The sequence below is a fragment of the Pseudomonas sp. SDO5271_S396 genome, assembly GCF_054071795.1.
Map to the genome: position 1 here is coordinate 1 of NZ_JBSVWB010000070.1, position 22,817 is coordinate 22,817.

Here is a 22,817-nt window from a genome sequence, read left to right on the forward strand (position 1 = left end):
ACCTGTCGATTGATCAACCGCAATCGCGGGCAAGCCCGCTCCCACATTGATTGTGCCCACATGGGCGGGCTACCAGAAGCGCTGCTGGGTCAGGCGGTTCCACCAGGTCAGCAGCACACGGTCCACCGAGCCGCTGGCCGCGAGCCCGACGCGCTCCTGCAGGCTTTTGCGCTCGGCATAGTGCAGGTGGAACACTTCGGCGGTCTTGGCCTTGGTCGCGAGGTATTCGTCGCTGGTTTGCAGTTCGTCGACCAGTTGCTTGTCGAGAGCTGCAACACCCAGCCACACTTCTCCGGTCGCGACCTCATCAATCGCCAGCTGCGGGCGGTAGCGCGAGACGAAGTTCTTGAACAGTTGATGGGTGATGTCCAGGTCCTCCTGGAACTTTTCCCGGCCCTTCTCGGTGTTTTCGCCAAACACCGTGAGGGTACGCTTGTATTCGCCGGCGGTGAGTACTTCGAAGTCGATATCGTGTTTCTTCAGCAAGCGGTTGACGTTGGGCAACTGCGCCACCACGCCGATGGAGCCGAGGATGGCGAAAGGTGCGCTGATGATCTTCTCGCCGATGCACGCCATCATGTAGCCGCCACTGGCCGCGACCTTGTCGATGCACACGGTCAGCGGCACGCCCGCCTGGCGGATACGCGCCAGTTGCGAAGATGCCAGGCCGTAGCTGTGCACCATGCCGCCGCCGCTTTCCAGGCGCAGAACCACCTCATCTTTCGGCGTGGCCAGGCTCAACAGCGCGGTGATTTCATGGCGCAAGCTCTCGGTGGCGGAGGCCTTGATATCGCCATCGAAATCCAGCACGAACACCCGTGGCTTGGCCTCGGGCTTTTTCTTGTCCTTTTTCTTTTCGGTCTTGCTTTCGGCCTTGCGCAGCGCCTTGAGCTGGTCCTTGTCGAGCAGCGTCGACTCCAGCCGCTCACGCAGACCCTTGTAGAAATCATTGAGCTTGTCGACCTGCAACTGCCCGGCGGATTTGCGGCGTCCCTTGCTGCGCAGTGCGGCGAAACTGATCAGTACCACCAGAATAGCGACCACCAGGGTGACGGTCTTCGCCAGAAAGCTCGCGTATTCGGCAAGAAAATCCATGTTTCTCCTTAAAAGTGCTGTGCGCCAAGCGCGGATTGCCCAAGCATACCGGCGGCACCGCGTTCGAGCCAGTGATCAAACCGCCAGCAGCCAGGCCCTCCAACGGCCTTTTAAAACAAGCGTATGTTTTTTCATTGACAGCTCGAAAGCAACCTCATAACCTCGCCAGACTTTCAACGTACCGGGAAAACGGACGTGGGCAGCATCTATCTGATTCGACATGGCCAGGCCTCCTTCGGTGCAGACGACTATGACGTCCTCTCGCCCGTTGGTGTGCAACAGGCGCAAGTGCTCGGTCGCCATCTGGCCGACATGGGCCTGGTGTTCGACCGCTGCGTCGCCGGCGACCTGCGCCGACAGCAGCACACCGCCACCGCCGCCTTCGAACAGTACAGCGCCCTCGGCCTGCCGGTGCCGGCCCTGGAAGTCGACAGCGCGTTCAACGAATTCGACGCCGAAGCGATCATTCGCGCACTGCTCCCCGACCTGCTCGGCACCGAACCCGAAGCCCTGGACATCCTGCGCAATGCCGCGCAGAACCGCAGCGAATTCCAGCGCATCTTCGCCCTGATCATCGAGCGCTGGCTGGCCGGTACCTATGACCCGCCGGGCCTGGAAAGCTGGTTGGGCTTTATCGAGCGCGTGCAGGGCGGCTTGCAGCGCGTCCTCGATGCCGCGCAAGACTCGCACAAGATCGCCGTGTTCACCTCCGGCGGCACCATCACCGCCCTGCTCCACCTGATTACCCGAATGCCTGCCGCCCAGGCTTTCGAGCTGAACTGGCAAATTGTTAACACTTCGCTCAACCAGCTGAAATTCCGCGGTCGCGAAGTGGCACTGGCTTCCTTCAACAGTCACACCCACTTGCAACTGTTGAAGGCGCCGCAGCTCATCACGTACCGATGAACCGCGGCCAACCGTGACCCCAAGGTCACTGGACTCTACCCTAAAGGATCGAAACCATGACTGACGTAGCCAAAGCTGTAGAAGCAATGAAAGCCAAATTCAACCCAGCCGCCGCCGACGGCCTGGACCTGGTGTTCGGCTTCCGCATCGACGAAACCCAGAACTTTTCCCTGGTGGTTAAAAACAACACCTGCGAGTTGCTGGAAGGCGAAAACCCTGACGCACAAGTCACCCTGGTGACCGACGGCGAAACCATGGAAGGCATCGTCAGTGGCGACACCGACGGCATGCAAGCGTTCATGAGCGGCAAACTGCGCACTGAAGGCGACATGATGTTGGCCATGAAGCTGAGCGAGCTGTTCCCGGCCTGATTCACGGGCAACCCTGAATCCCTGTGGGAGCAAGCTCGCTCCCACATTTTATTTTGCAGGGCCCCTAGATCCTGGGTTGCAACAGCAACGCCACCAACGCGCTCCACCCCGTCTGATGGGACGCCCCCAGCCCACGCCCGGTCTCCCCATGAAAATATTCATGGAACAACACCAGGTCGCGACTGGCCGGGTCCGTCTCCAGCTGCGCATAGCCGGCCATCGATGGCCGCCGTCCATTTTCATCCCGCCGGAACAATCGGGTCAGGCGCTGGCTCAGGCTGTCGGCCACTTCCTCCAGGGATGCCAGATAACCGCTGCCAGTGGGGTACTCCACCGAAAAATGCTCCGCATAATAGCGATGAAACTCGCGCAGCGATTCGATCAGCATGTAGTTCACCGGCATCCACAACGGCCCGCGCCAATTCGAGTTGCCACCGTACAAGCGTGAATCCGACTCTCCCGGCTGATAGCTGGCGCACAGGGTGTTGCCGTTCATTTTCAGCGCCAGGGGCTGTTCGGCGAACGCCCTGGACAGTGAGCGCACGCCGAAGACCGACAGAAACTCTTGATCATCGAGCATGCGCCGCAGCAGATCCTTAGTGCGCTCGCCCCGCAGCAACGCCAGCAACAGGCGGTTCCCCTGCCCCGGCTCGTTCCAGCGCGAGACCAGACGGGCCAGGTCCGGCCGGTGCTTCATGAAACCCAGCAAGCGTTCGCGCAAACCCTCCAGCCCTTCATGCTCACGCTGCTCCAGCACCAGCACCGCAAACAGCGGCATCAGCCCGACAATCGAGCGTAGACGCACCGGTTCGTTCTGTCCGTCGGGCCGGTGCAGCACGTCATAGAAGAAGTGGTCCTGCTCGTCCCACAGACCTTCGGCACTGTCGTCGACGCGGTTGATTGCCCCCGCGATGTACAGGAAGTGCTCGAAAAACTTCACCGCGATATCCACATACACCGTGTTGCGCCGAGCCAGCTCCAGAGCGATACGCATCAGATCCAGCGCATAAGCGGCGACCCAGGCGGTGCCGTCAGCCTGGTCCAGTTGATAACCCGACGGCAAAGGCGCCGAACGATCGAACAACGCGATATTGTCCAGCCCGAGAAAGCCGCCCTGAAACAGGTTGCGACCTTCGGCATCCTTGCGGTTGACCCACCAAGAAAAATTCAACAGCAACTTGTGGAAGATCCGCTCCAGGAAGTCCATGTCGCCTACGCCGGTCAGCGCCTTGTCCTGCTGGTACACCCGCCAACTGGCCCAGGCGTGGACCGGCGGGTTGGCATCGTCGAAGCGCCATTCGTACGCCGGCAACTGCCCGTTGGGGTGCATGAAACGGTCCTTGACCAACAACAGCAGTTGTTGCTTGGCGTAGCCCGGGTCGATCAGCGCCATCGCTACCGCCTGGAAACCCTGGTCCCACGAGGCGTACCACGGGTACTCCCAGGTGTCGGGCATGGAGAGGATGTCGAAGTTGGACAAATGCCGCCAATGGGTATTGCGGATATGCAGGCGTTCGGGCGGCGGTGCGGGCTGGGCCGGGTCGCCGTCGAGCCATTGGTTCACATCAAAGTAATACAACTGCTTGGACCACAGCAGGCCGGCCAGCGCCTGGCGCTGCACATTGCGCGCATCCTCATCGGCGATGCCCTGTTGCAGCGCCGCGTAGAAGTCATCCGCCTCCTGACGGCGCTGTTCGAACAGCTTGCGCGCATTGACCTCGGGGGCGTCCACCGGCGCGAAACGCAGATACAGCACCTGACTCTCCAAGCCCGCCAGGTCGAGGATGAAGCGCGCCGCGACCTTGGTACCGACATCGTGGCGTACCGCGGTTTGCACGCCACCCACCACGTAATCGTTGATGCCATCCTTGAACGGCCCCGGTGCCGGTTGGCCGTCGAGCCGGGGGAAGTTGGTTTCGTTTTCACAGAACAGCCATTCGATGCCGCCCGGGCCCCAGGCACTGAGGTCGCGATCGCCCAGCTCATGATGGCGCGCCAGCACACGTTCGCCATCCCGTACCAATTGCGGCTTCGGCACGCCAGCGGTCCAGCTCCAGTCATTACGCGCCCAAAGCTGCGGCAATACCTGCAAGCGCGTCGGCTGCTGCGAACGGTTGTGCACGGTGACACGCATGAACACATCGTCATGCAGATGCTTGGCGTACTCGACGCTGACGTCGCAATAGTGGTTGTCTTCGAACACACCGGTGTCGAGGATCTCGTACTCGGCATCACCCAGACCGCGCCGGGCGTTCTCGGTGATCAGGTCGGCGTAGGGAAAAGCCGCGTGGGGGTATTTGTAGAGCATGCGCATGTAGGCATGGCTCGGTACGCCGTCGACGAAAAAGTACAGTTCCTTGACGTCTTCGCCGTGATTGCCTTCGGCGTTGTTGAGGCCGAACAAGCGCTCTTTGATGATCGCGTCACGCTCGTTCCACAGAGCCAGGCCCAGGCACCAGCGTTGCGCCTTGTCACTGAAACCCGCCAGGCCATCCTCGCCCCATCGATAGGCGCGGCTGCGGGCGTGTTCATGGGGAAAGTAGATCCAGGCGTCGCCGTCGGCGCTGTAGTCTTCGCGCACCGTGCCCCATTGGCGTTCACTCAGGTAGGGGCCCCACTCGCGCCAACGCTCGGCATCTTGCATCGCCAGGCGTTGGCCTTCGATTGTTTCACGTAGTTGCGCCATTGGGGCCTCCATCGCCTGCTCGGTGAGCCAGCAGTGTAGAACCCAATGACGCGCCGTTGCATGAAGACTTAGAAGATGGCGTAGGTGTAGTTGAAGATCAGGCGGGTTTGATCCTGGTCGGCGGTGCCGGTGTTTTTGCCGTGGTAGGTACCGGTACGGAACGTGGTACCGAAGCCTTTCAGAGGACCTGCCTGTACAACGTAGTCCAGACGGAAGTCGGTTTCGTTTTCTTTCTGGTCAGGACCACCGGCGACCTTCGACTTGATGTCCTTGCCGTCCAGGTAAGCCACGGACGCCTTCAGGCCTGGCACGAACGCCTTGAAGTCATACGAGTACTGACCGAAGTTGACCTGCTCGCCCGCGCGGGAGAACTGGCCGACCACTGCGTCGGTGAACAGGTAGAAGTCGCTGCCGCCTGCACCCTGGGCGTGCGGGTCGGCGATACTGCCCTGGTTGACCCAGACGAAACCACCGTCGTCACCTACACCGATGTGGCCGAGCATCAGGCTGCTGCCGCCCAGTTGATAGGTGAATGCAGCGCTGTAGGTTTTGTTGTCCACTTCGTTGGCGTGCTTGGCGAAGCCACCGTTGTTGTTGAACTGGTAGCCGCTCTCGCCGTTCTTGCCGTCGCTGGTGCTGTCGAAGTAGCGCAGGTCAGTCTTGAACGACTGGTCGTTGCCCAGCGGCAGTACGTGGACCAGGCCGAAGTAGTTCTGTTTGTAGAAGTCTTGCAGTTGGGCGTAGTAGTACTGCAACGTCAGGTTTTTCGCGATGGCGTTGTCGGAAGAACCGAACGGCTTGTAGTCCAGACCGCCGAACTTGAAGCTGTCGCTGTCGCGGGTACCGCCAGCCACACTCAGGCCGGTGGAGTTGCTGGACGCACGGCCTTCGGCGCGGTTCAACTCACCGCCGGTGAAGGTCACGTTGGGAATGTCGTTGGACGTCAGGATGCCGCCATCAAAGGTCTGCGGCGCTACACGGCTGTCGTTGGACACCAGGATCGGCAACACCGGCGCCAGGCCACCACCTACGTGCAATTCGGTCTGGGAGATACGGAATTTCACGTTACCGGCGGCACGCCCGAAGGAGTCGGCCGGCTCGGTGCCGTTGTTCTTGGTCGGGAAGAAGCTGTTGCCGTTACCCGCCAGGCCCGGGCCTGCGGTGTGGCCATCGCCGCCGTCCAGACGCAGGGCGCCGAACGCCATGACGTCGAAGCCGACACCAAGGGTGCCTTGGGTGTAGCCGGATTTGTAGTCGAAGCGCAGCAAGGTCGCGGCTTCGCGCAGATCGTTGTTGGTCCCCGAGCGGTTATCCGCGCTGTAGTACATGGTCCGCGAACTGACGGACGCGTGGCTGTCCTCCAGGAAACCGCTGTGACCGTTGCCCGTGCCCAGAGAGCCGAGTCCGAAATCATCGGCGAAAACCTGCGGTGCAAGCACGGTAGCGGCGATGGACAACGCCAGTGTAGATATCTTCATTAACGACGGCCCCTAAACATTTTTTTATGTGTGTGTGGTGTGCAAATCGGCGTTTTCATCCCTACAAACGTGACGATTGTTTCATGAGGACCGGGGCGCACCTCGTGAAGAATTTGTTAGGAAAACCGCCTGAAAATGAAATTTCCAGACCGGTGTTTTTTGTCATATTCGTGTCATGCCATTCATTTCAAGAATGAAGTCCTGAGGATTCTTCGTTTGCACCGTCACCCCGAGGCCAACAGAATTCAGGCAACGGCCACACCTCTCTCCACCGTGTTCAGGAATTTTTCTATGCCCACTGCCGCCCATGTCAGCCCAGACGTCATCCGCCAAGGCTTCTCCAGGGCCATGTCGGATATGTACCGAGATGAAGTTCCCCTGTATGGCGCCTTGATGGAGCTGGTGGCCGAGACCAATACCCGCGTGCTCGACGCCGAACCGGGCCTGGCGCAACAGCTGCAACGCACCGGGGAAATCCAGCGCCTCGACATGGAACGCCACGGCGCCATCCGTCTGGGCACGGCCCAGGAACTGGCGACCATCAGCCGGTTGTTTGCGGTAATGGGCATGCAACCCGTGGGCTACTACGACCTGACACCTGCCGGTGTACCGGTACATTCCACCGCATTTCGCGCGGTGCATGAACAGGCGCTGCAAACCAGCCCATTCCGCGTATTCACCTCGCTGCTGCGCCTGGAGCTGATCGAGAACCTTGAACTGCGTGCTTTCGCCGAAAGCGCCCTGGCCAAACGCTCGATCTTCACAACCGGCGCCCTGGCCCTGATCGAGCAGTCGGAAAAGGACGGTGGCCTCAACGCCAGCGATGCCGAAGCATTCATCCGCCAGGCCCTGGAGACCTTTCGCTGGCACCACACCGCCACCGTCACCGGCGCGCAGTACCAGCAGCTCAGCGACCAGCATCGATTGATCGCGGACGTGGTGGCCTTCAAGGGCCCGCACATCAACCACCTCACGCCGCGCACGCTGGACATCGACCAGGTGCAGGCCGCCATGCCCGGCAAAGGCATCACCCCCAAGGCTGTGATCGAGGGGCCGCCGCGTCGCCGGTGCCCGATCCTGCTACGCCAGACCAGCTTCAAGGCGCTCGACGAACCCATCGCCTTCAGCGACGCACAAGGTAGCCACAGCGCGCGCTTCGGCGAAATCGAACAACGCGGCGTGGCGCTCACCCCCAAAGGTCGCGCACTGTACGACCAATTGCTGAATGCCGCGCGCGACGAATTGGGCGCCTTCCCCAATGAGGGCAACGCCGCGCGTTATATGCAATTGATGGAACATCACTTCCAGGCCTTCCCGGATGATCACGCACAGATGCGTGAACAGGGCCTGGCGTATTTCCGCTATTTCGCGACCGAAACCGGCCTGGCGGCACGCGGCCATGCCGATCAGCCGCGCACACTGGATGCATTGATCGCTGCCGGCCACATCGATGTGGAGCCGTTGGTGTATGAGGATTTTCTGCCAGTCAGTGCGGCGGGGATCTTTCAGTCAAACCTGGGCGATGCCGCGCAGAGCCACTACGCGGCCAATTCCAATCAGGCTGAATTCGAAAAAGCCCTGGGGCGTCGCACAATCGACGAGCTGCACCTGTATGCCGAGACGCAGCAGCGCTCCGTGGATGAGTGCACCCAGGCGCTGCTGACATGAAATGAGGTGCCCACCCGGCTCACCGGCGCATTCCTTGCGCCGCTATAGTCCCCAGAGCCGGGTGGGCGGTGGGCATCATAAGCAGTGACTTGAATAGTGTCCTTCAGACAATTCTGAACAAATATGTCCGCACCCTGTAGGAATGCGGACATAGGCTTAGCCCAACTGCCCCACGATCTTGTCCTTGATCAACAGCCGCTCCTTCTTCAATTTTTCCACGATGTCATCACTGGCACTGGCCGCCTCTGCTTTGAGCACTTCCTTGTCAGCGTCATCGTATTTATTGAGCAGCGAGTCCAGGTGTGCATCACTCGCCCTGCGTTCGTGAACGACTTCCTTGCTGATCCCCAAGTCCTGATACAGGTCGTGTTTCACTGGCATGGCGTACCTCCGCGTGTTGATCAATGGTTTACGCCTTTGAAGCTAGCCCATTCCCGGGGGTCTTGTCATGTTTAGGCTCGATGCGCCCCGTTCGTCGCGGCGCTGGCACGCGGATCAAACCTTTGTCACCCCCCGCCCTCCACTCTAGATAGCCACCCGAGGGAGACCGATTTCATGACGCAGGCCGCCACCGCTGTCGACACCCAATGCATCAACACCCTTCGCACCCTGGCGATGGACGCCGTGCAGAAGGCCAATTCCGGTCACCCGGGCACGCCCATGGGCCTGGCGCCGGTGGGCTATGCGCTGTGGAGTCGCTTCCTGCGCTACCACCCCGAACATCCCGACTGGCCCAACCGTGACCGTTTTGTGTTGTCGGTGGGGCATGCGTCGATGCTGTTGTATTCGCTGCTGCACCTGGCCGGGGTGGTCGAGATCGACGCCCACGGCAAGCGCTCGGGCCAACCGGCTGTCAGCCTCGACGATATCCGGCAGTTCCGGCAAATGGGCTCAAAAACCCCCGGCCATCCGGAATACCGCATGACCACCGGCGTCGAGACCACCACCGGCCCGCTCGGCCAAGGCTGTGCCAACAGCGTCGGCATGGCGATGGCCGGGCGCTGGCTGGGCGAGCGCTTCAATCGCGACGGCCAGGTGCTGTTCGACTACGACGTCTACACCCTGTGCGGTGACGGCGACATGATGGAGGGCATCAGCGGCGAAGCGGCTTCCCTGGCCGGGCACTTGAAGTTGGATAACCTGTGCTGGATCTACGACAACAACACCATCAGCATCGAGGGCCATACCGAACTGGCTTTCAGCGAAAACGTGGTCCAGCGCTTCGAAGCCTATGGCTGGCACACCCTGCACGTGACCGACGCCAATGACTTGCAAGCGCTGAGCACAGCGCTGGAAACCTTCAAAAACCATAGTGGTGCGCCGACGCTGATTGTGGTCGACAGCGTGATCGGCTACGGCTCGCCCCACAAACACAACACTGCAGCCGCCCATGGCGAACCGTTGGGCGATGAGGAAATCCGCCTGACCAAGGCCGCATATGGCTGGCCGCAGGACGCCCACTTCCGGGTGCCCGATGAAGCCCGCACGGTACTGCGCGACGCATTGCTGGGACGGGCCGAGCCGCTGTACCAGCAGTGGAATCAGACACTCGCCCGCCTCGATTTGGCACGGGCCGATGAACTGCAACGCATGCGCGCCGGGGAAATGCCACCGCAGTGGCAGGCCAAACTGCCCGACTTTACCGCTGACACCAAAGGCATCGCCAGCCGCGCCTCGGGCGGCGAAATCCTCAACGCCTTCGCCCAACAGATTCCGTGGCTGCTGGGCGGCTCGGCGGATTTGTCGCCGTCGACCAAAACCAATCTCACCTTCGACGGTGCCGGGCGTTTCAGCGCCAGCGACTACAGTGGACGCAACCTGCACTTCGGCATCCGTGAACACGCCATGGGCGCGATTGCCAATGGCATGGCGTTGTCCTACCTGCGGCCCTACACCTCGACCTTCCTGGTATTCAGCGACTATATGAAACCGCCGATCCGACTGGCGGCGATCATGGAGTTGCCGGTGGTATTCGTTTTCACCCATGACTCGATTGGCGTAGGCGAGGACGGCCCGACCCACCAGCCGATCGAACACTTGACCCAGCTACGCTCGACACCGGGGCTGTTGACCCTGCGCCCCGGTGACGCCAATGAAACCCTGGAACTGTGGAAAGTCGCCCTGGCGCAAACCCACCGCCCCAGTTGCGTGGTGTTGTCGCGTCAACCGTTGCCGACCCTGGACCGCACGCAGTACGCGCCCGCCTCCGGTGCGGCCAAAGGCGCTTATGTGCTGGCGGGTGCGGACAAACCCAAAGTGCTTCTGCTGGCCACCGGCAGTGAAGTCAGCCTGGCCGTGGCGGCGTATGAGCAGTTGAAAAGCGAAGGGATTGCCGCACAAGTGGTCTCCATGCCCAGTTGGGAATTATTTGAAGACCAGGACCCTGCCTACCGCGACAGCGTATTGCCACCCTCCGTGAAAGCGCGGGTGGTGGTGGAGCAGGCAGGGCCATTGGGATGGGACCGCTATGTGGGGCAGACCGGGGCCAAGGTGGTGATGAACAGCTTCGGCGCGTCGGCACCGCTGGCCAAACTGCAGGAGCAGTTCGGGTTTACCGTGGAGAATGTGGTGAAGCAGGCCAAGGCGCAGATCGACCTGATCCAACATTGATCAAAACTGTGGGGGCTGTCGAGCCCCGGCGAGGCTGCGAAGGCGGTGGGTCAGGCGATATCTGAGTTAGCAGTGCCGACGTTTTCGCAGGCAAGCCAGCTCCCACATGGGATCTGTATTGTTGATAGGAAAGTGCCCGGCGCGATGGCCCTGCTGACAGCGTTTTTCCAACCGCTGCAAGCCCCCTGGGGAGCTGTCGAGCCCTGGCGAGGCTGCGAAAGCGGTGGGTCAGGTGGCACCTGTGTTGGCTGTGCCGTAGTCATCGCAGCGATGCGGCGACCCGACAAGCCAGCTCCCACAGGATTTCTCTATTGTTGGCAAGAAAGTGCCCGGCGCGATGGCCCTGCTGACAGCGTTTTTCCAGCCGCTGCAAGACCCCTGTGGGAGCTGTCGAGCCCCGGCGAGGCTGCGAAGGCGGTAGGTCAGGCAGCATCTGTGTCGGCTGTGCCGTAGTCATCGCAGCGATGCGGCGACCCGACAAGCCAGCTCCCACAGTTGACCTGCGTTGTTTATGCGTTCAGCTCTCTAGCCAGAAATGGCGCGGTGCGGCTGCTTTTGCTTCTGGCAACCTTCTGCGGCGTGCCGCAAGCCATCACCTTGCCGCCCGAGTCCCCCGCTCCCGGTCCGATATCGATCACCCAGTCACTCTGGGCCACCACCCGCATTTCATGCTCCACCACGACCACCGTGTGCCCCGCCTCCACCAGATGGTTCAACTGGCTGAGCAAACGGTCCACATCCCGGGGATGCAGACCCGTGGTGGGCTCGTCCAGCACATATAAAGTGGCGCCTCGCGCATTGCGTTGCAGCTCGGTGGCCAGTTTGATGCGTTGCGCTTCGCCGCCGGACAGTTCGGTAGCCGGCTGACCCAGGCGCAAGTAGCCCAGGCCGATATCCCGCAGCACCTGCAACGGGCGCAGCACTGCGGGCTGCTCTGCGAACACCTCAACCGCCTGCTCCACCGTCAACCCAAGGATTTCGGCGATGTTGCGGCCTTCCCATTGGATCGCCAACGTCTCGGGGTTGTAGCGTGCGCCGTGGCAGGTTGGGCAAGGTGCGTACACGCTGGGCATGAACAGCAGCTCAACGCTGACAAACCCTTCACCCTCACAATTCGGACAGCGCCCCTTCGCGACGTTGAACGAGAACTGCCCGGCGTCGTAATGACGCTTGCGGGCAGCCGGTGTGGCGGCGAACAGCTTGCGCACGTTGTCGAACAGTCCGGTGTAAGTGGCCAGGTTGGAACGCGGCGTGCGACCAATGGGTTTCTGGTCCACCTGCACCAGACGACGAATCTGCTCCAGCCCGGCGCCGATACGTCCGCCGCTGGTCTGCGGGGCGTCGTCTTCCAGGCTCGGCTCTTCGTCGTTCTCCACCACACGGCCAAGACCGGCGCCCACCAGTTCCAGCAGCGCCTGGCTGACCAGGCTGGACTTGCCCGAACCGGAAATCCCGGTGACCGCCGTGAAGCAGCCCAGCGGGAAATCGACGTTCAAGTCATTGAGGTTATTGCGTGTCACCCCCTCGAGCTTCAACCAACCGGTGGGCTCACGACGCACCGCGTTCGACGCGGTTTTTCCGGCGAACAGGTACTCGCGAGTCTGTGAGCCCTCCACTTGCGCCAACCCCGCGGGCGGGCCGCTGTACAGTACCTGCCCACCGTGTTCGCCCGCCGCCGGGCCGACGTCGATCAACCAGTCGGCGCGGCGCATGGTTTCCAGGTCATGTTCGACCACGAATAACGAATTGCCCGCCGCCTTCAAACGCTCCAGCGCCCGGTACAGCGCTTCGCCGTCCGCCGGGTGCAGACCTGCCGAAGGTTCGTCCAACACATAGATCACACCGAACAACTGCGAGCCCAGCTGTGTGGCCAGGCGCAAGCGTTGCAATTCCCCGGAAGACAGGGTCGGTGTGCTGCGCTCCAGGGACAGATACCCCAGGCCCAGCTCGATCAGCGTGCTGACCCGCTCCAGCAAGTCCTGGGCGATACGCTGTGCCGCCAGGCGCTTTTCCACCGACAGTTTCATCTTGTCCTGCCCCGCCGCCACCGGCCCTAGCAATTCGGCAAGGCGTGACAACGACAGTTGCGACAACTCCCCGATGTCCACCCCGGCGAACTTCACCGACAGCGCGGCCTTGTTCAGCCGCTTGCCGTCGCACAACGGGCAGGCGCTGCCCTGCATGAACTGCGAAACGCGCTTTTTCATCAGCGCACTCTGGGTGTGGGTGAAGGTGTGCAGGATATAACGCCGTGCACCGCTGAACGTGCCCTGGTAGCTCGGCTCCAGCTTGCGCTTGAGCGCCTCGCGGGTCTGTTCGGGGGTGAAACCGGCGTACACCGGCGCCGTCGGGGTTTCTTCGGTGAACAGGATCCAGTCGCGCTGTTTTTTCGGCAGGTCGCGCCAGGGAATGTCCACGTCATAACCCAGGGTCACCAGAATGTCGCGCAGGTTCTGGCCCTGCCACGCCAGCGGCCAGGACGCCACCGCACGCTGGCGGATGGTCAGTGAGGGATCGGGCACCATCAGCGCCTCGGTGACCTCGTACACGCGGCCCAGGCCATGGCATTGCGGGCACGCGCCCTGGGGCAGGTTCGGCGAGAAGTCCTCGGCATACAGCATGGCCTGGCCCGGCGGGTAGCTGCCGGCACGGGAGTACAGCATGCGGATCAGGCTCGACAAGGTGGTGACACTGCCCACCGACGAGCGCGCACTCGGCGTGCCGCGTTGCTGTTGAAGGGCCACGGCGGGTGGCAGGCCTTCGATGGAGTCCACATCCGGCACGCCCACCTGGTCGATCAGCCGTCGCGCGTAAGGCGCCACCGACTCGAAGTAACGACGTTGCGCTTCGGCATACACCGTGGAAAACGCCAGGGATGACTTGCCCGAGCCGGACACCCCGGTGAATACCACCAGGGCATCGCGGGGAATGTCCACGTCGACGTTGCGCAAGTTGTGTTCGCGGGCACCGCGCACCCGGACAAAACCTGAGTGGCGGGCGGTCACAGGTGGAAGGGAACGCTGTGAAGTCATGGACGACCTTGTCGGGCGGCGAGCACGCTGTATACCCGTTGCGTCAGTGCCTCGGGACTGTAGGGCTTGCTCAGCAGATGAATATCGGGGCTCAGCAAATGATTGCTGGAGAGAATGTCACGGGTGTGGCCCGAAGTGAACAGCACGGCCACCGGAGGTTTTTGCGCGCGGGCCCAGTCGGCCAGGTCGGTACTTTTGACCCGACCGGGCATCACGACATCGGTAAAGATCAACTCCGGCAGCAAGCCACCCTGCAATCGCTGCATGGCCTGGTCGCCATCCTCGGCGGTGTGCACGGTGTAACCTGACTGTTCGAGCACTTCCACCACTGTCAGACGCACGCCTTCGTTGTCTTCGACCACCAGGATGGTTTCGTCGCCGCCGCCGGAAAGGGCTGGCTCCACAGGCACGTCGAAACTCTCCGGCGCCAGGCTGTGGGGGAAATACATCTGCACCACCGTGCCCTTGCCCTCCTCGCTCCACATCTCCACATGTCCGCCGCTCTGGCGGACAAAACCGAACACCATGCTCAGGCCCAGGCCGGTACCGTGGCCTTCGCGCTTGGTGGTGAAGAACGGCTCGAACACCCGTTTGAGCACGGCCTGCGACATGCCGCTGCCGGTGTCGGTCACGGCCAGGCGCACGTACTCGCCCGGCTTGATGCTTTTACCCACGCAATCCGCTGGATTGAGGATGATGTTGTCCCCGGTGATGCGAATCACACCCTCGCCTTTCATGGCATCCCGGGCGTTGATCGCCAGATTGAGCAGTGCATTTTCCAACTGGTTGCGGTCGACACTGATGCACCAGGAGTCCTGGGGCAGTTGCACGTCGATATGAATGGTTTCCCCCAGCGCACGTTGCAATAGCTCGCCCAGCCCCGCATAGATGCGCTGCGGGTTGTATACCGCAGGCGATAGGGGCTGGCGCCGGGCAAACGCCAACAGTTGCGACGACAGCTTGGCCCCACGCTCCACCGCGGCAATCGCCGCCGCAACCCGGCGCTGCACCTGGACATTGTCCGCTTCGTGACGGGCCAGCAGATGCAGGTTGCCGGCGATCACTTGCAGCAGGTTATTGAAGTCGTGAGCCACGCCACCGGTCAGGCCGCCGATGGCTTCCAGTTTTTGTGACTGGCGCAATTGGTCTTCGGCGGTATAGCGCGCCTGCACTTCCGCAGCAACGCGCTGCTCCAGGTTGTGGGTCAGCTCCTGGCGCAGCCGCTCCGAATGCACATGTTCGGTGGTCTCCACCACAATCGCCAGGACGCCGGCCGGCTGCTGGTCATCCCCGGCGACCGGGCTGTAATACAGGTCGAGCCACACGGTTTCGGGCTTGCCGTTACGCAGCAGCACCAGTTCCTTGTTGTTGAACGACAAAGTGCCACCGTTCAGACAGGTATCCACCACATGCCGGTTGAAGTCGGCCACTTCCGGCCAGCCCAGTTCCACCGGCGTCCCCAGCAGATACGGGTGCCGGCCGCCGGCAAACGCCGAATAGCTGTCGTTGTAGATCATGTACCCGGCCCGCCCCCACAGCATTACCATCGGTACCGGCGAGGCCAGCATCATTTGCACGGTGCAGGCCAGGCTGGTGGACCAGCGGGCGATCGGCCCCAGGTCGGTGGTCGACCAATCGAACCCGCGAATCCGCTGAGCCATCTCACCGGCCCAACCTTCACAACCGTGGGGGTTGAATAAAAACTGCATCATTCCGACTCTGCGCAGAGAAAAGACAGTCGCAATTTTTGGAGCATGCCAGGGACGGATGGTTTCATCTATCTCACTTGAGGGGGAATGAGCGCAGAAGCCAACAACCTCAGTGAAAATCCCGGCTGCGCACATGCATGCCCTCCAATAGCGATGACAGGTCGGTCAAACGTCCGGCGATCAGGTGCCGCACCTCACCCACCGCCTCCCAGCGCCCATCCACCTTGAGCAAACGCGAGCCCACCAGTGCCTGGCGCTGGCGTTCAGCCAAGTCGCGCCAGACCACCACATTGAGGTTGCCGAATTCATCTTCCAGCGTGACAAAGGTCACGCCACTGGCCGTGCCCGGGCGCTGCCGCCCCGTGACCAGCCCCGCGACGCTGACATTGCGCCCATGCTCCACCACCATCAGTTCCCGGGAGCTGCGACAGCGCCGCCTGCGTAACTCCGCGCGCAGCAATGCCAGGGGGTGCGGCCCAAGCGTGGTGCCGACGGTGGCGTAGTCGGCTTGCAGATCCTCGCCCACCGTGGGCGCCGGCAGCATCACCGCAGCTTCGTCCGGTGCAGGCAACCCGGCAAACAGCCCCAACTGTTTGTGCACCCCGGCTACTGCCCAGCGCGCCGTGTGCCGATGGCCGGCCAAGGCACGCAAGGCACCGGCATCCGCCAACAGTGCCTGGGCACGGGCATCCAACCCGGCCCGTGTATCCAGGTCGGCAATGTCGCTGAACGCCTGGCGCTGACGGGCAGCTTCGATGCGCCGCCCGTCCTCTTCGCGAAACCCCGCAATCATGCGCAGCCCCATGCGAATGGCCGGTTGGCCTTCGCCCATCGGCTCCAGGCTGCAATCCCAGTCGCTGGCCTGCACATCCACCGGGCGAATCTGCAAGCGATGGCGCCGCGCATCCTGCAGAATCTGGTCCGGGCTGTAGAAACCCATGGGCCAGCTGTTGATCAGCGCACAGGCAAAGGCCGCCGGCTCATGGCATTTAAGCCAACTGCTGGCATAGGTCAGCAAGGCAAAGCTGGCCGCGTGGGACTCGGGAAAACCATAGCTGCCAAAGCCTTTGATCTGTTCGAAAATCTGCGCCGCGAACGCCTCGGTGTAACCCTTCTTCAACATGCCCTCACGCAGTCGCGCCTGATGCGGTTCAAGGCCGCCGTGACGCTTCCAGGCGGCCATGGAACGACGCAACTGGTCGGCCTCGCCAGCGCTATATTCAGCGGCGACCATGGCGATCTGCATCACTTGCTCCTGGAACAACGGAATGCCCAGGGTGCGCTTCAACACGCTTTCCAACTCTGACGACGGATAGGTTTCCGGCTCTTCCTGGTTACGTCGTCGCAAGTACGGATGCACCATGCCGCCCTGGATCGGCCCGGGCCGCACGATGGCGACCTCGATCACCAGGTCATAGAAACTCTTGGGCTTGAGCCTGGGTAACATCGCCATCTGCGCCCGCGACTCGATCTGAAACACACCGATGGTGTCGGCCTTGCTGATCATCGCGTAGGTGGCCGCATCGTCCTTGGGGATCGTCGCCAGGGCCATATCGCGCCCCCGGTGGCGACGCAGCAAATCGAAGCAGCGGCGGATCGCGCTGAGCATGCCCAGAGCGAGGATATCCACTTTGAGCAGGCCGACGGCGTCAAGATCGTCCTTGTCCCATTGGATGATGGTGCGCTCGGCCATGGCGGCGTTTTCCACCGGCACCAGCGTGTCCAGCGGATGTTCGGAAATCACGAAACCACCGGGGTGCTGGGACAAATGACGAGGGAAACCGATCAATTGCCGGGTCAACGTGAGCACCCGTCGCAGAATCGGACTGTCGGGGTCGAAGCCACTTTCGCGCAGGCGCTCAAGCGGTGGCGCATCATCGCTCCAGCGCCCGCAGCAGTCGGCCAGGGCATTGATCTGGTCCGGCGGCAGGCCCAGGGCCTTGGCCACATCGCGCACGGCGCCGGCCGCGTGATAACTGCTGACCACCGCCGTCAGCGCCGCACGCGTGCGGCCGTAGCGCTGAAATACATATTGCAGCACTTCTTCGCGACGCTCGTGTTCGAAGTCCACGTCGATATCCGGCGGCTCGTTGCGCTCCCGGGACAGGAAACGCTCGAACAGCAGGCTCGTCAGGCTCGGGTCGATCTCGGTGATGCCCAGGGCAAAACACACCGCCGAATTGGCCGCCGAGCCCCGACCCTGGCACAGGATCGAACGGCTGCGGGCGTACTGGACGATATCGTGCACGGTCAGGAAGTAGCTTTCGTATCCCAGATCGCTGATCAGCTTCAGTTCGCTGTTGATCTGCAGCAGGGTCTTGGCCTCGGCGCCCTTGGGCCAGCGTTGGGCAATGCCTTTTTCGGTGACGGCACGCAACCAGGATTTGGCGTCATATCCTGCGGGCACCAACTCACGCGGATATTGGTAGCGCAGCTGGCTCAAATCGAAGGTACAGCGTTGTGCGATGGCCTGGGTTTCGTCGAGCAAGGCTTGCGGGTACAGCGCGGCCAGGGACGTCAGGCAACGCAGATGCCGCTCGCCATTGGGATGCAGGCGCGTACCGGCTTCGGCTACTGGCACGTGATGGCGGATCGCAGTCATGGTGTCTTGCAAGGCTCGGCGCCCGCGCGCATGCATATGCACATCGCCGCACGCCACGGCGCGAAGACCCAGGCTGGCCGCCAATTGCAGGCGCTGCTCCAGATGGCGCGCATCGTCCTGGCCACAGTGCAGGTGTACGGCCAGCCATACGCGCTCGCCGAAGGTATGCCGCAACCATTGGACCGAGGCCTGGGTGTCGTGGTCGTCGGCTACCCACAAGGCCAGCAAGCCGGATAACGCAGGGTCGAAATCCTCTTTGACCAGGCGGTAACTGCCTTTTTCGGCACGGCGCCGGGCCACCGTAATCAGCCGACACAGGTGCTGGTAACCCACCAGGTTCTCCACCAGCAGCACCAGTTTCGGGCCGCCTTCGATGCGCACTTCGCTGCCGATAATCAGCGGCAACTCCACCGCCTTCGCCGCCTGCCAGGCACGCACGATACCGGCCAAGGTGCATTCGTCGGTGATCGCCAGGGCGCTGTAGCCTTGGTGCTTGGCCCGCTCGAACAACTCCAGCGCGCTGGAGGCGCCCCGCTGGAAGCTGAAATTGGACAGGCAATGCAGTTCGGCGTAACTCATGCGAACCAGCCTTGCAGCCACAACCCATCGCTTTGCCCCACGGTGCGGTAGGCCCAGCCATGTTGGCCGGTGCGGGTCTGGATCAGGTAATAGTCGCGACGAATGTCGGCGCCGTCCCACCAGCCGGACTCGATGCGCTCCGGCCCCATGAGGATCCGTACGCCCTGCTCGGCCAGCAACGTCGGCTCGGGCAACAGCCAACCGGGGCGTTGCACCTTGTTCAGGGATGGACACACGTGGCGATCCGTGGTCGTTTGCCAGGCGCATTCCGGACGGTGGTCAGCGTGAAAGCGCAAACCCTGCACCGCTTCATCGCCCAGGCGGGCGCGCAGGCGTTCACGCAGTTGCGCCCAGGGCAAGGTCTGTTGCGGACGGTCATCGAACAGGTCGTGACGCTGCGGTACAAACACCGGCAGGTCCTCGGCCACCAGGCGAAAGCCACGCACCGGCGCACTGACAAGCACCTGCTCCAGACGGCCTCGGGCCAGTTCGAACAGCATCGCCGGTTCGCGCTCGGCGCTGAGCAGGCCGACCTTGATCACGCTGTCCGGCGCCTGGGCGTGTTCAAGGTGCAGGTCAAAGCGCTGCACGCCGCTGTCACGACCACACAGGAAGGCCGACAGATCACTGGTCAGACGACGCAGGGGAAACAGCAACGCCTGGTGGGATTGCACATCGAAATTCAACTCGATGCGCACATCGAAACGATCCGGCGGCTGATAGAACGCCAAGGCCAGGGGCCGTTGCCCGGTGAGTGTATCCAGGTGCTTGAGCACGTCAGACTCAAAGCGCCGCGCCAGGGTATGTCGAGGCAATGCCAGCACCTGGCCCAGGGTACGCAGGCCCATGCGGGACAAGGCGATGGCGGCCTGGGGGTCGAGGCCGGCGCGGTCAATGGGCAGCGGCGCCAAAGCCTGCATCAATGCGTCATCATCCACGGCCAGGCCATCGTGGGTATTCACCAGCGCACGTGCCGCCGCCGGGTTGGGGGCAACAACGATGCGGTGGCGAAAGCCCAGTTCGGCCAGCGCCTTGCGCAAACGGGCTTCGAACAGCGGCCACGGCCCGAACAGCCCCAGGCTCGACTCGACCTCGAACAACAGCGCACGTGGGTAATACAGGCTGACCTGAGAACTGAACTGGTAGGCCCAGGCGGCAAGGAACTGCTGGCTGCGCGCGATCTCGGCGGGGTCGTATTCGGCGCGGGCAAAGGACTTGGTCAGGGCGTGGGCCGCCGTCAGGGATTGACCAGGACGCAGGCCCAGGGCACGGGCGGCCGCATTGACCGATTGCAACACGCGTCGTTGCGGTGTGCCGGCCAACAGCACCAACGGCTGATCCGGCTCCGGATGCAAACGCAGCACCGCGTCCAGCGCCAATTGCGGGAAGACGATACACACCCAGCGCATGGCAACCTCAGTGCCCCGCCAAGGCAATGGGCGCCGGATGGGCCAGCCCACCCCGGCACTTGAGCACCCGCACCCGCGCTGGGTTTGCTTCCACGGCCAGGCGCAAGGCGGCGGGCGATGCATTGATCGCCTCGCTCAAGGCACGCCAGGCAAACGCCAGGGTCTGCCCGGTTTCCGCCGCCACCTGCAAACGGCGCAAGGCGCGGTCGTCCGCCTTGCGCGGCCAGCACAGCACCGCGCCGCAACTGCCGGAGCGCAGGCATTGCTCCACGGCCCACAAAGTGTCGCGCTCTTGCGCCTGGGCCACCGAGAGCTGACGCAGATCCACCCCGGCGTTCTGCCAGGCATGGGGGTACGGCGTATAGGGCGGCGCCACCAGCACAATGCGTTCACCCGCCTGTGATAAACGCGCCAGAGTCGGCAGCACCAGTTGCAATTCCCCCACCCCCTCCCTGGCCATGAGGATTTCACTCAAGGCCGCCTCCGGCCAACCGCCCGTGGGCAACACGGCGTCCAGTGCCGCCAGCCCGGTGGGGTGCACACTGGCCGGGGGCGTAACGGGGCGGCCTTTCCAGACACGCCCGCCATTGAACAGCGTATCCAGCGCAACGACGGCGCCCATCAGCCTTGCCTCACCAGGCCGCAGAACACTCCTTCGATGGCCAGGTCCTGGTCCGGCCTGACCACGATGGGTTGATACGCGGGGTTGCGCGGCAGCAGGCGCACGCTGTCACCATTGCGCTCGAAACGCTTGATGGTCACTTCGCCATCCAGGCGCGCCACCACAATCTGCCCGTTCACTGCCTCGGCACTGCGACGCACGCCGACCAGGTCGCCATCGAGGATGCCATCTTCGATCATCGAGTCGCCCTGCACCCGCAGCAGGTAGTCCGGGGTTTTCGCAAACGTGGCCGGGTCGAGTTGCAGGCGGTTGTGCACTTCGGCATCGGCACCAATCGGCCGGCCGGCCGCCACTCGGCCAAGCACCGGCACGTCCAGCCATTCGCGGCGCATCGGTTGGTTGAGCAAGCGAATGCCCCGGGCCTGGTTGGGGTTGACCTCGATAAACCCGGCTTCAGTCAGCGCCAGAACATGCTTGCGCGCCACGCTGCGCGAGGCAAAACCGAACGCCTCGGCGATCTCGGCGAGGCTGGGGGGCTGACCTTGCTGCGCGATACGGTCGCGGATAAACGTCAGGATGGCGGTACGGCGGGGAGTCAGAGTCGTCATGGAGTACATTTGTACTCTTTTCGAGTTTTTCTGACAATAACCGCCAGTCGCCTGCAGAAAAACACCTTGTCGAAACATCCCACGCAACCGCCGGATAAGCTCTACTCCCCTCCTCTGACAACCGCTGCAAAGTCCCTCGCCTGAATACACAGTGCGAGGGATTGCAGATGGATGTTCTTGTTGGAGCTGTTTCGTGAACCCGGCCATTGGCAGGCTGGCCCTGACCCCAATGACGGTGAAGACGGTCGATGTCGAGCGCGTCTTCAGTGACTTTCGCGGTTGCCTGAACACCTTTGATGAGTGGGCGGAACGTTTCTGGAGCTTTTCAGCGCTCGAAGTCGAGCAGGTGTTCAAGGTAGGAAATGAGGTCGCGCTGGTCGCGCCTGTCTCCTCGAAAAAACTCAGTCCTGTCGTCGCCCTGTGCGAGGCCCAAGGCTCCATGACCTTGGTGCACATGTTCGAGAGCACGCAGTTCGTGCCCATCGGCAATACGCCGGTGAGGGTCCAGGCGATTGCAGCCGATGGCAGCCCGATGGGCGCACCGACCGATCACATCATCGGCCCAAGCGGCATTCTTGAAGTCAAGAACTGTACCCGCGACCAGAAATACCAGATCACTTTTTACCCCAACGTTTCCAGGGATCACGTCAGGGCGTTGTACGCGTCTTATCAGTCAGTGATTGCAGAGCTGGAGGAACGCCTGCGCGAAGCGTGGACCGACACCTTTCAGGATCAATGGAAAACCTACAGCAACGCCGGCCCGCTCGATCAACGCAGGATGCTGGAAACGGCGTTTCTTCGCGGAATGGGTAAGGCGCTTTACAACCTGTGGGACAACGTCACGCAACTCTACGACCTGTTGCTCCACATCCAACCCAACAGCGAAAAACTGCTGCAGTACCTCTCCGAAACCGAGCTTGATGAACTGCTGACTCTAGACCGCGAGTCCATTGCCAAGGGCTTGTTGGTACTCAGTGATGAACCTTTGCTGTTCATCTATCTGTCGGCGATAGCCAGCTGGATTCGATTGTTGCCGCCGCAGGAAATGAACGAAGTGATGGGAGAAATCACCGACGAGGTGTTGATCAACTTGCTGTTGATTCGGGCAATCGGGGCTATGGGGATGACCGTGCGCCTGGGCAAACAGGTGGTCAGTCAAATCAAGTCCGACCGGGCGCGGCAGTTGTTGGAGTTACTGGACCGGCAGCTAGTCGGTCCCGAGCTGCAAACCCACGCCGAGACAGCTAAACCCTTGTTGCTTGGCAGCGCTGCAACACCGATCAAGGTGATTCCGGATGTCCCGCTGAAAGCCGGGGACGAGCTGCTTGCCAACCCGGTGCCGGCGGTTCGGAAAAAGACCGTACAGCGCACGGTGCTGGTCCGGCAGGAGCACGTGGACGATGCGCCTGCTGTGGGAAAAAACCCGGCAGGTGACGCGGCGG

The 22,817-nt window shown here is 62.3% G+C and carries 14 protein-coding genes and 1 pseudogene; 5 read left to right on the top strand and 10 right to left on the bottom strand.

The window, feature by feature from the left end:
* Positions 1–69: 69 nt before the first annotated feature.
* Positions 70–1,095 carry a protease SohB gene (sohB, locus tag ACW9IN_RS28120; RefSeq protein WP_457368911.1) on the bottom strand — a complete coding sequence of 342 codons (1,026 nt, stop codon included), beginning with the start codon at positions 1,093–1,095 and terminating at the stop codon, positions 70–72.
* Between the two features lie 195 nt (positions 1,096–1,290).
* Here sohB and ACW9IN_RS28125 point away from each other — a divergent pair, with 195 nt between their 5' ends.
* The gene (locus ACW9IN_RS28125; RefSeq protein WP_457368912.1) at positions 1,291–2,001 is read left to right on the top strand and encodes a histidine phosphatase family protein; all 711 of its coding nucleotides are present in this window, start codon (positions 1,291–1,293) and stop codon (positions 1,999–2,001) included.
* A gap of 56 nt (positions 2,002–2,057) precedes the next feature.
* On the top strand, positions 2,058–2,372 hold the full coding sequence (locus tag ACW9IN_RS28130; protein WP_457368913.1) for an SCP2 sterol-binding domain-containing protein: 315 nt from the start codon (positions 2,058–2,060) through the stop codon (positions 2,370–2,372).
* Positions 2,373–2,436: 64 nt separating this feature from the next.
* Here ACW9IN_RS28130 and ACW9IN_RS28135 read toward each other — a convergent pair whose 3' ends face one another.
* Both ACW9IN_RS28135 and ACW9IN_RS28140 read right to left on the bottom strand, forming a co-directional pair.
* A complete protein-coding gene (locus ACW9IN_RS28135) occupies positions 2,437–5,058 on the bottom strand; it encodes an MGH1-like glycoside hydrolase domain-containing protein (RefSeq protein WP_457368914.1) in 2,622 nt (873 codons plus the stop codon).
* Between the two features lie 68 nt (positions 5,059–5,126).
* Positions 5,127–6,536 carry an OprD family outer membrane porin gene (locus ACW9IN_RS28140; protein WP_457368915.1) on the bottom strand — a complete coding sequence of 470 codons (1,410 nt, stop codon included), beginning with the start codon at positions 6,534–6,536 and terminating at the stop codon, positions 5,127–5,129.
* Between the two features lie 291 nt (positions 6,537–6,827).
* Between ACW9IN_RS28140 and hglS the strand changes: the two genes are divergently transcribed.
* A complete protein-coding gene (gene hglS, locus ACW9IN_RS28145; protein WP_457368916.1) occupies positions 6,828–8,204 on the top strand; it encodes a 2-oxoadipate dioxygenase/decarboxylase HglS in 1,377 nt (458 codons plus the stop codon).
* A gap of 156 nt (positions 8,205–8,360) precedes the next feature.
* Here hglS and ACW9IN_RS28150 read toward each other — a convergent pair whose 3' ends face one another.
* Positions 8,361–8,585 carry a YdcH family protein gene (locus ACW9IN_RS28150; RefSeq protein WP_457368917.1) on the bottom strand — a complete coding sequence of 75 codons (225 nt, stop codon included), beginning with the start codon at positions 8,583–8,585 and terminating at the stop codon, positions 8,361–8,363.
* A 174-nt stretch (positions 8,586–8,759) separates the two neighbouring features.
* Here ACW9IN_RS28150 and tkt point away from each other — a divergent pair, with 174 nt between their 5' ends.
* A complete protein-coding gene (gene tkt, locus ACW9IN_RS28155; RefSeq protein WP_457368918.1) occupies positions 8,760–10,814 on the top strand; it encodes a transketolase in 2,055 nt (684 codons plus the stop codon).
* 509 nt (positions 10,815–11,323) lie between these two features.
* Here the strand turns inward: tkt and uvrA are convergent.
* The 6 genes from uvrA to lexA form a co-directional block, all read right to left on the bottom strand.
* Positions 11,324–13,846 carry an excinuclease ABC subunit UvrA gene (uvrA, locus tag ACW9IN_RS28160; protein WP_457368919.1) on the bottom strand — a complete coding sequence of 841 codons (2,523 nt, stop codon included), beginning with the start codon at positions 13,844–13,846 and terminating at the stop codon, positions 11,324–11,326.
* Positions 13,843–15,555, bottom strand: a complete 1,713-nt coding sequence (locus tag ACW9IN_RS28165; RefSeq protein WP_457368924.1) for an ATP-binding protein — start codon at positions 15,553–15,555, stop codon at positions 13,843–13,845. Before ACW9IN_RS28165 ends, uvrA begins: the two co-directional genes overlap by 4 nt.
* 109 nt (positions 15,556–15,664) lie before the next feature.
* Positions 15,665–18,736, bottom strand: coding sequence for an error-prone DNA polymerase (locus ACW9IN_RS28170; protein ID WP_457368920.1), 3,072 nt, complete (start codon positions 18,734–18,736; stop codon positions 15,665–15,667).
* The gene (locus ACW9IN_RS28175; protein WP_457368921.1) at positions 18,733–20,145 is read right to left on the bottom strand and encodes a Y-family DNA polymerase; all 1,413 of its coding nucleotides are present in this window, start codon (positions 20,143–20,145) and stop codon (positions 18,733–18,735) included. The genes ACW9IN_RS28170 and ACW9IN_RS28175 overlap by 4 nt, the downstream gene beginning before the upstream one ends.
* 7 nt (positions 20,146–20,152) lie before the next feature.
* The gene (gene imuA, locus ACW9IN_RS28180; protein ID WP_457368922.1) at positions 20,153–20,767 is read right to left on the bottom strand and encodes a translesion DNA synthesis-associated protein ImuA; all 615 of its coding nucleotides are present in this window, start codon (positions 20,765–20,767) and stop codon (positions 20,153–20,155) included.
* Entirely contained in the window at positions 20,767–21,384 is a 618-nt protein-coding gene (gene lexA, locus ACW9IN_RS28185; protein WP_457368923.1) for a transcriptional repressor LexA, read from the bottom strand. The genes imuA and lexA overlap by 1 nt, the downstream gene beginning before the upstream one ends.
* 184 nt (positions 21,385–21,568) lie before the next feature.
* Between lexA and ACW9IN_RS28190 the strand changes: the two are divergent.
* A pseudogene (locus ACW9IN_RS28190) lies at positions 21,569–22,817 on the top strand (type IV secretion protein Rhs); the annotation flags it as partial.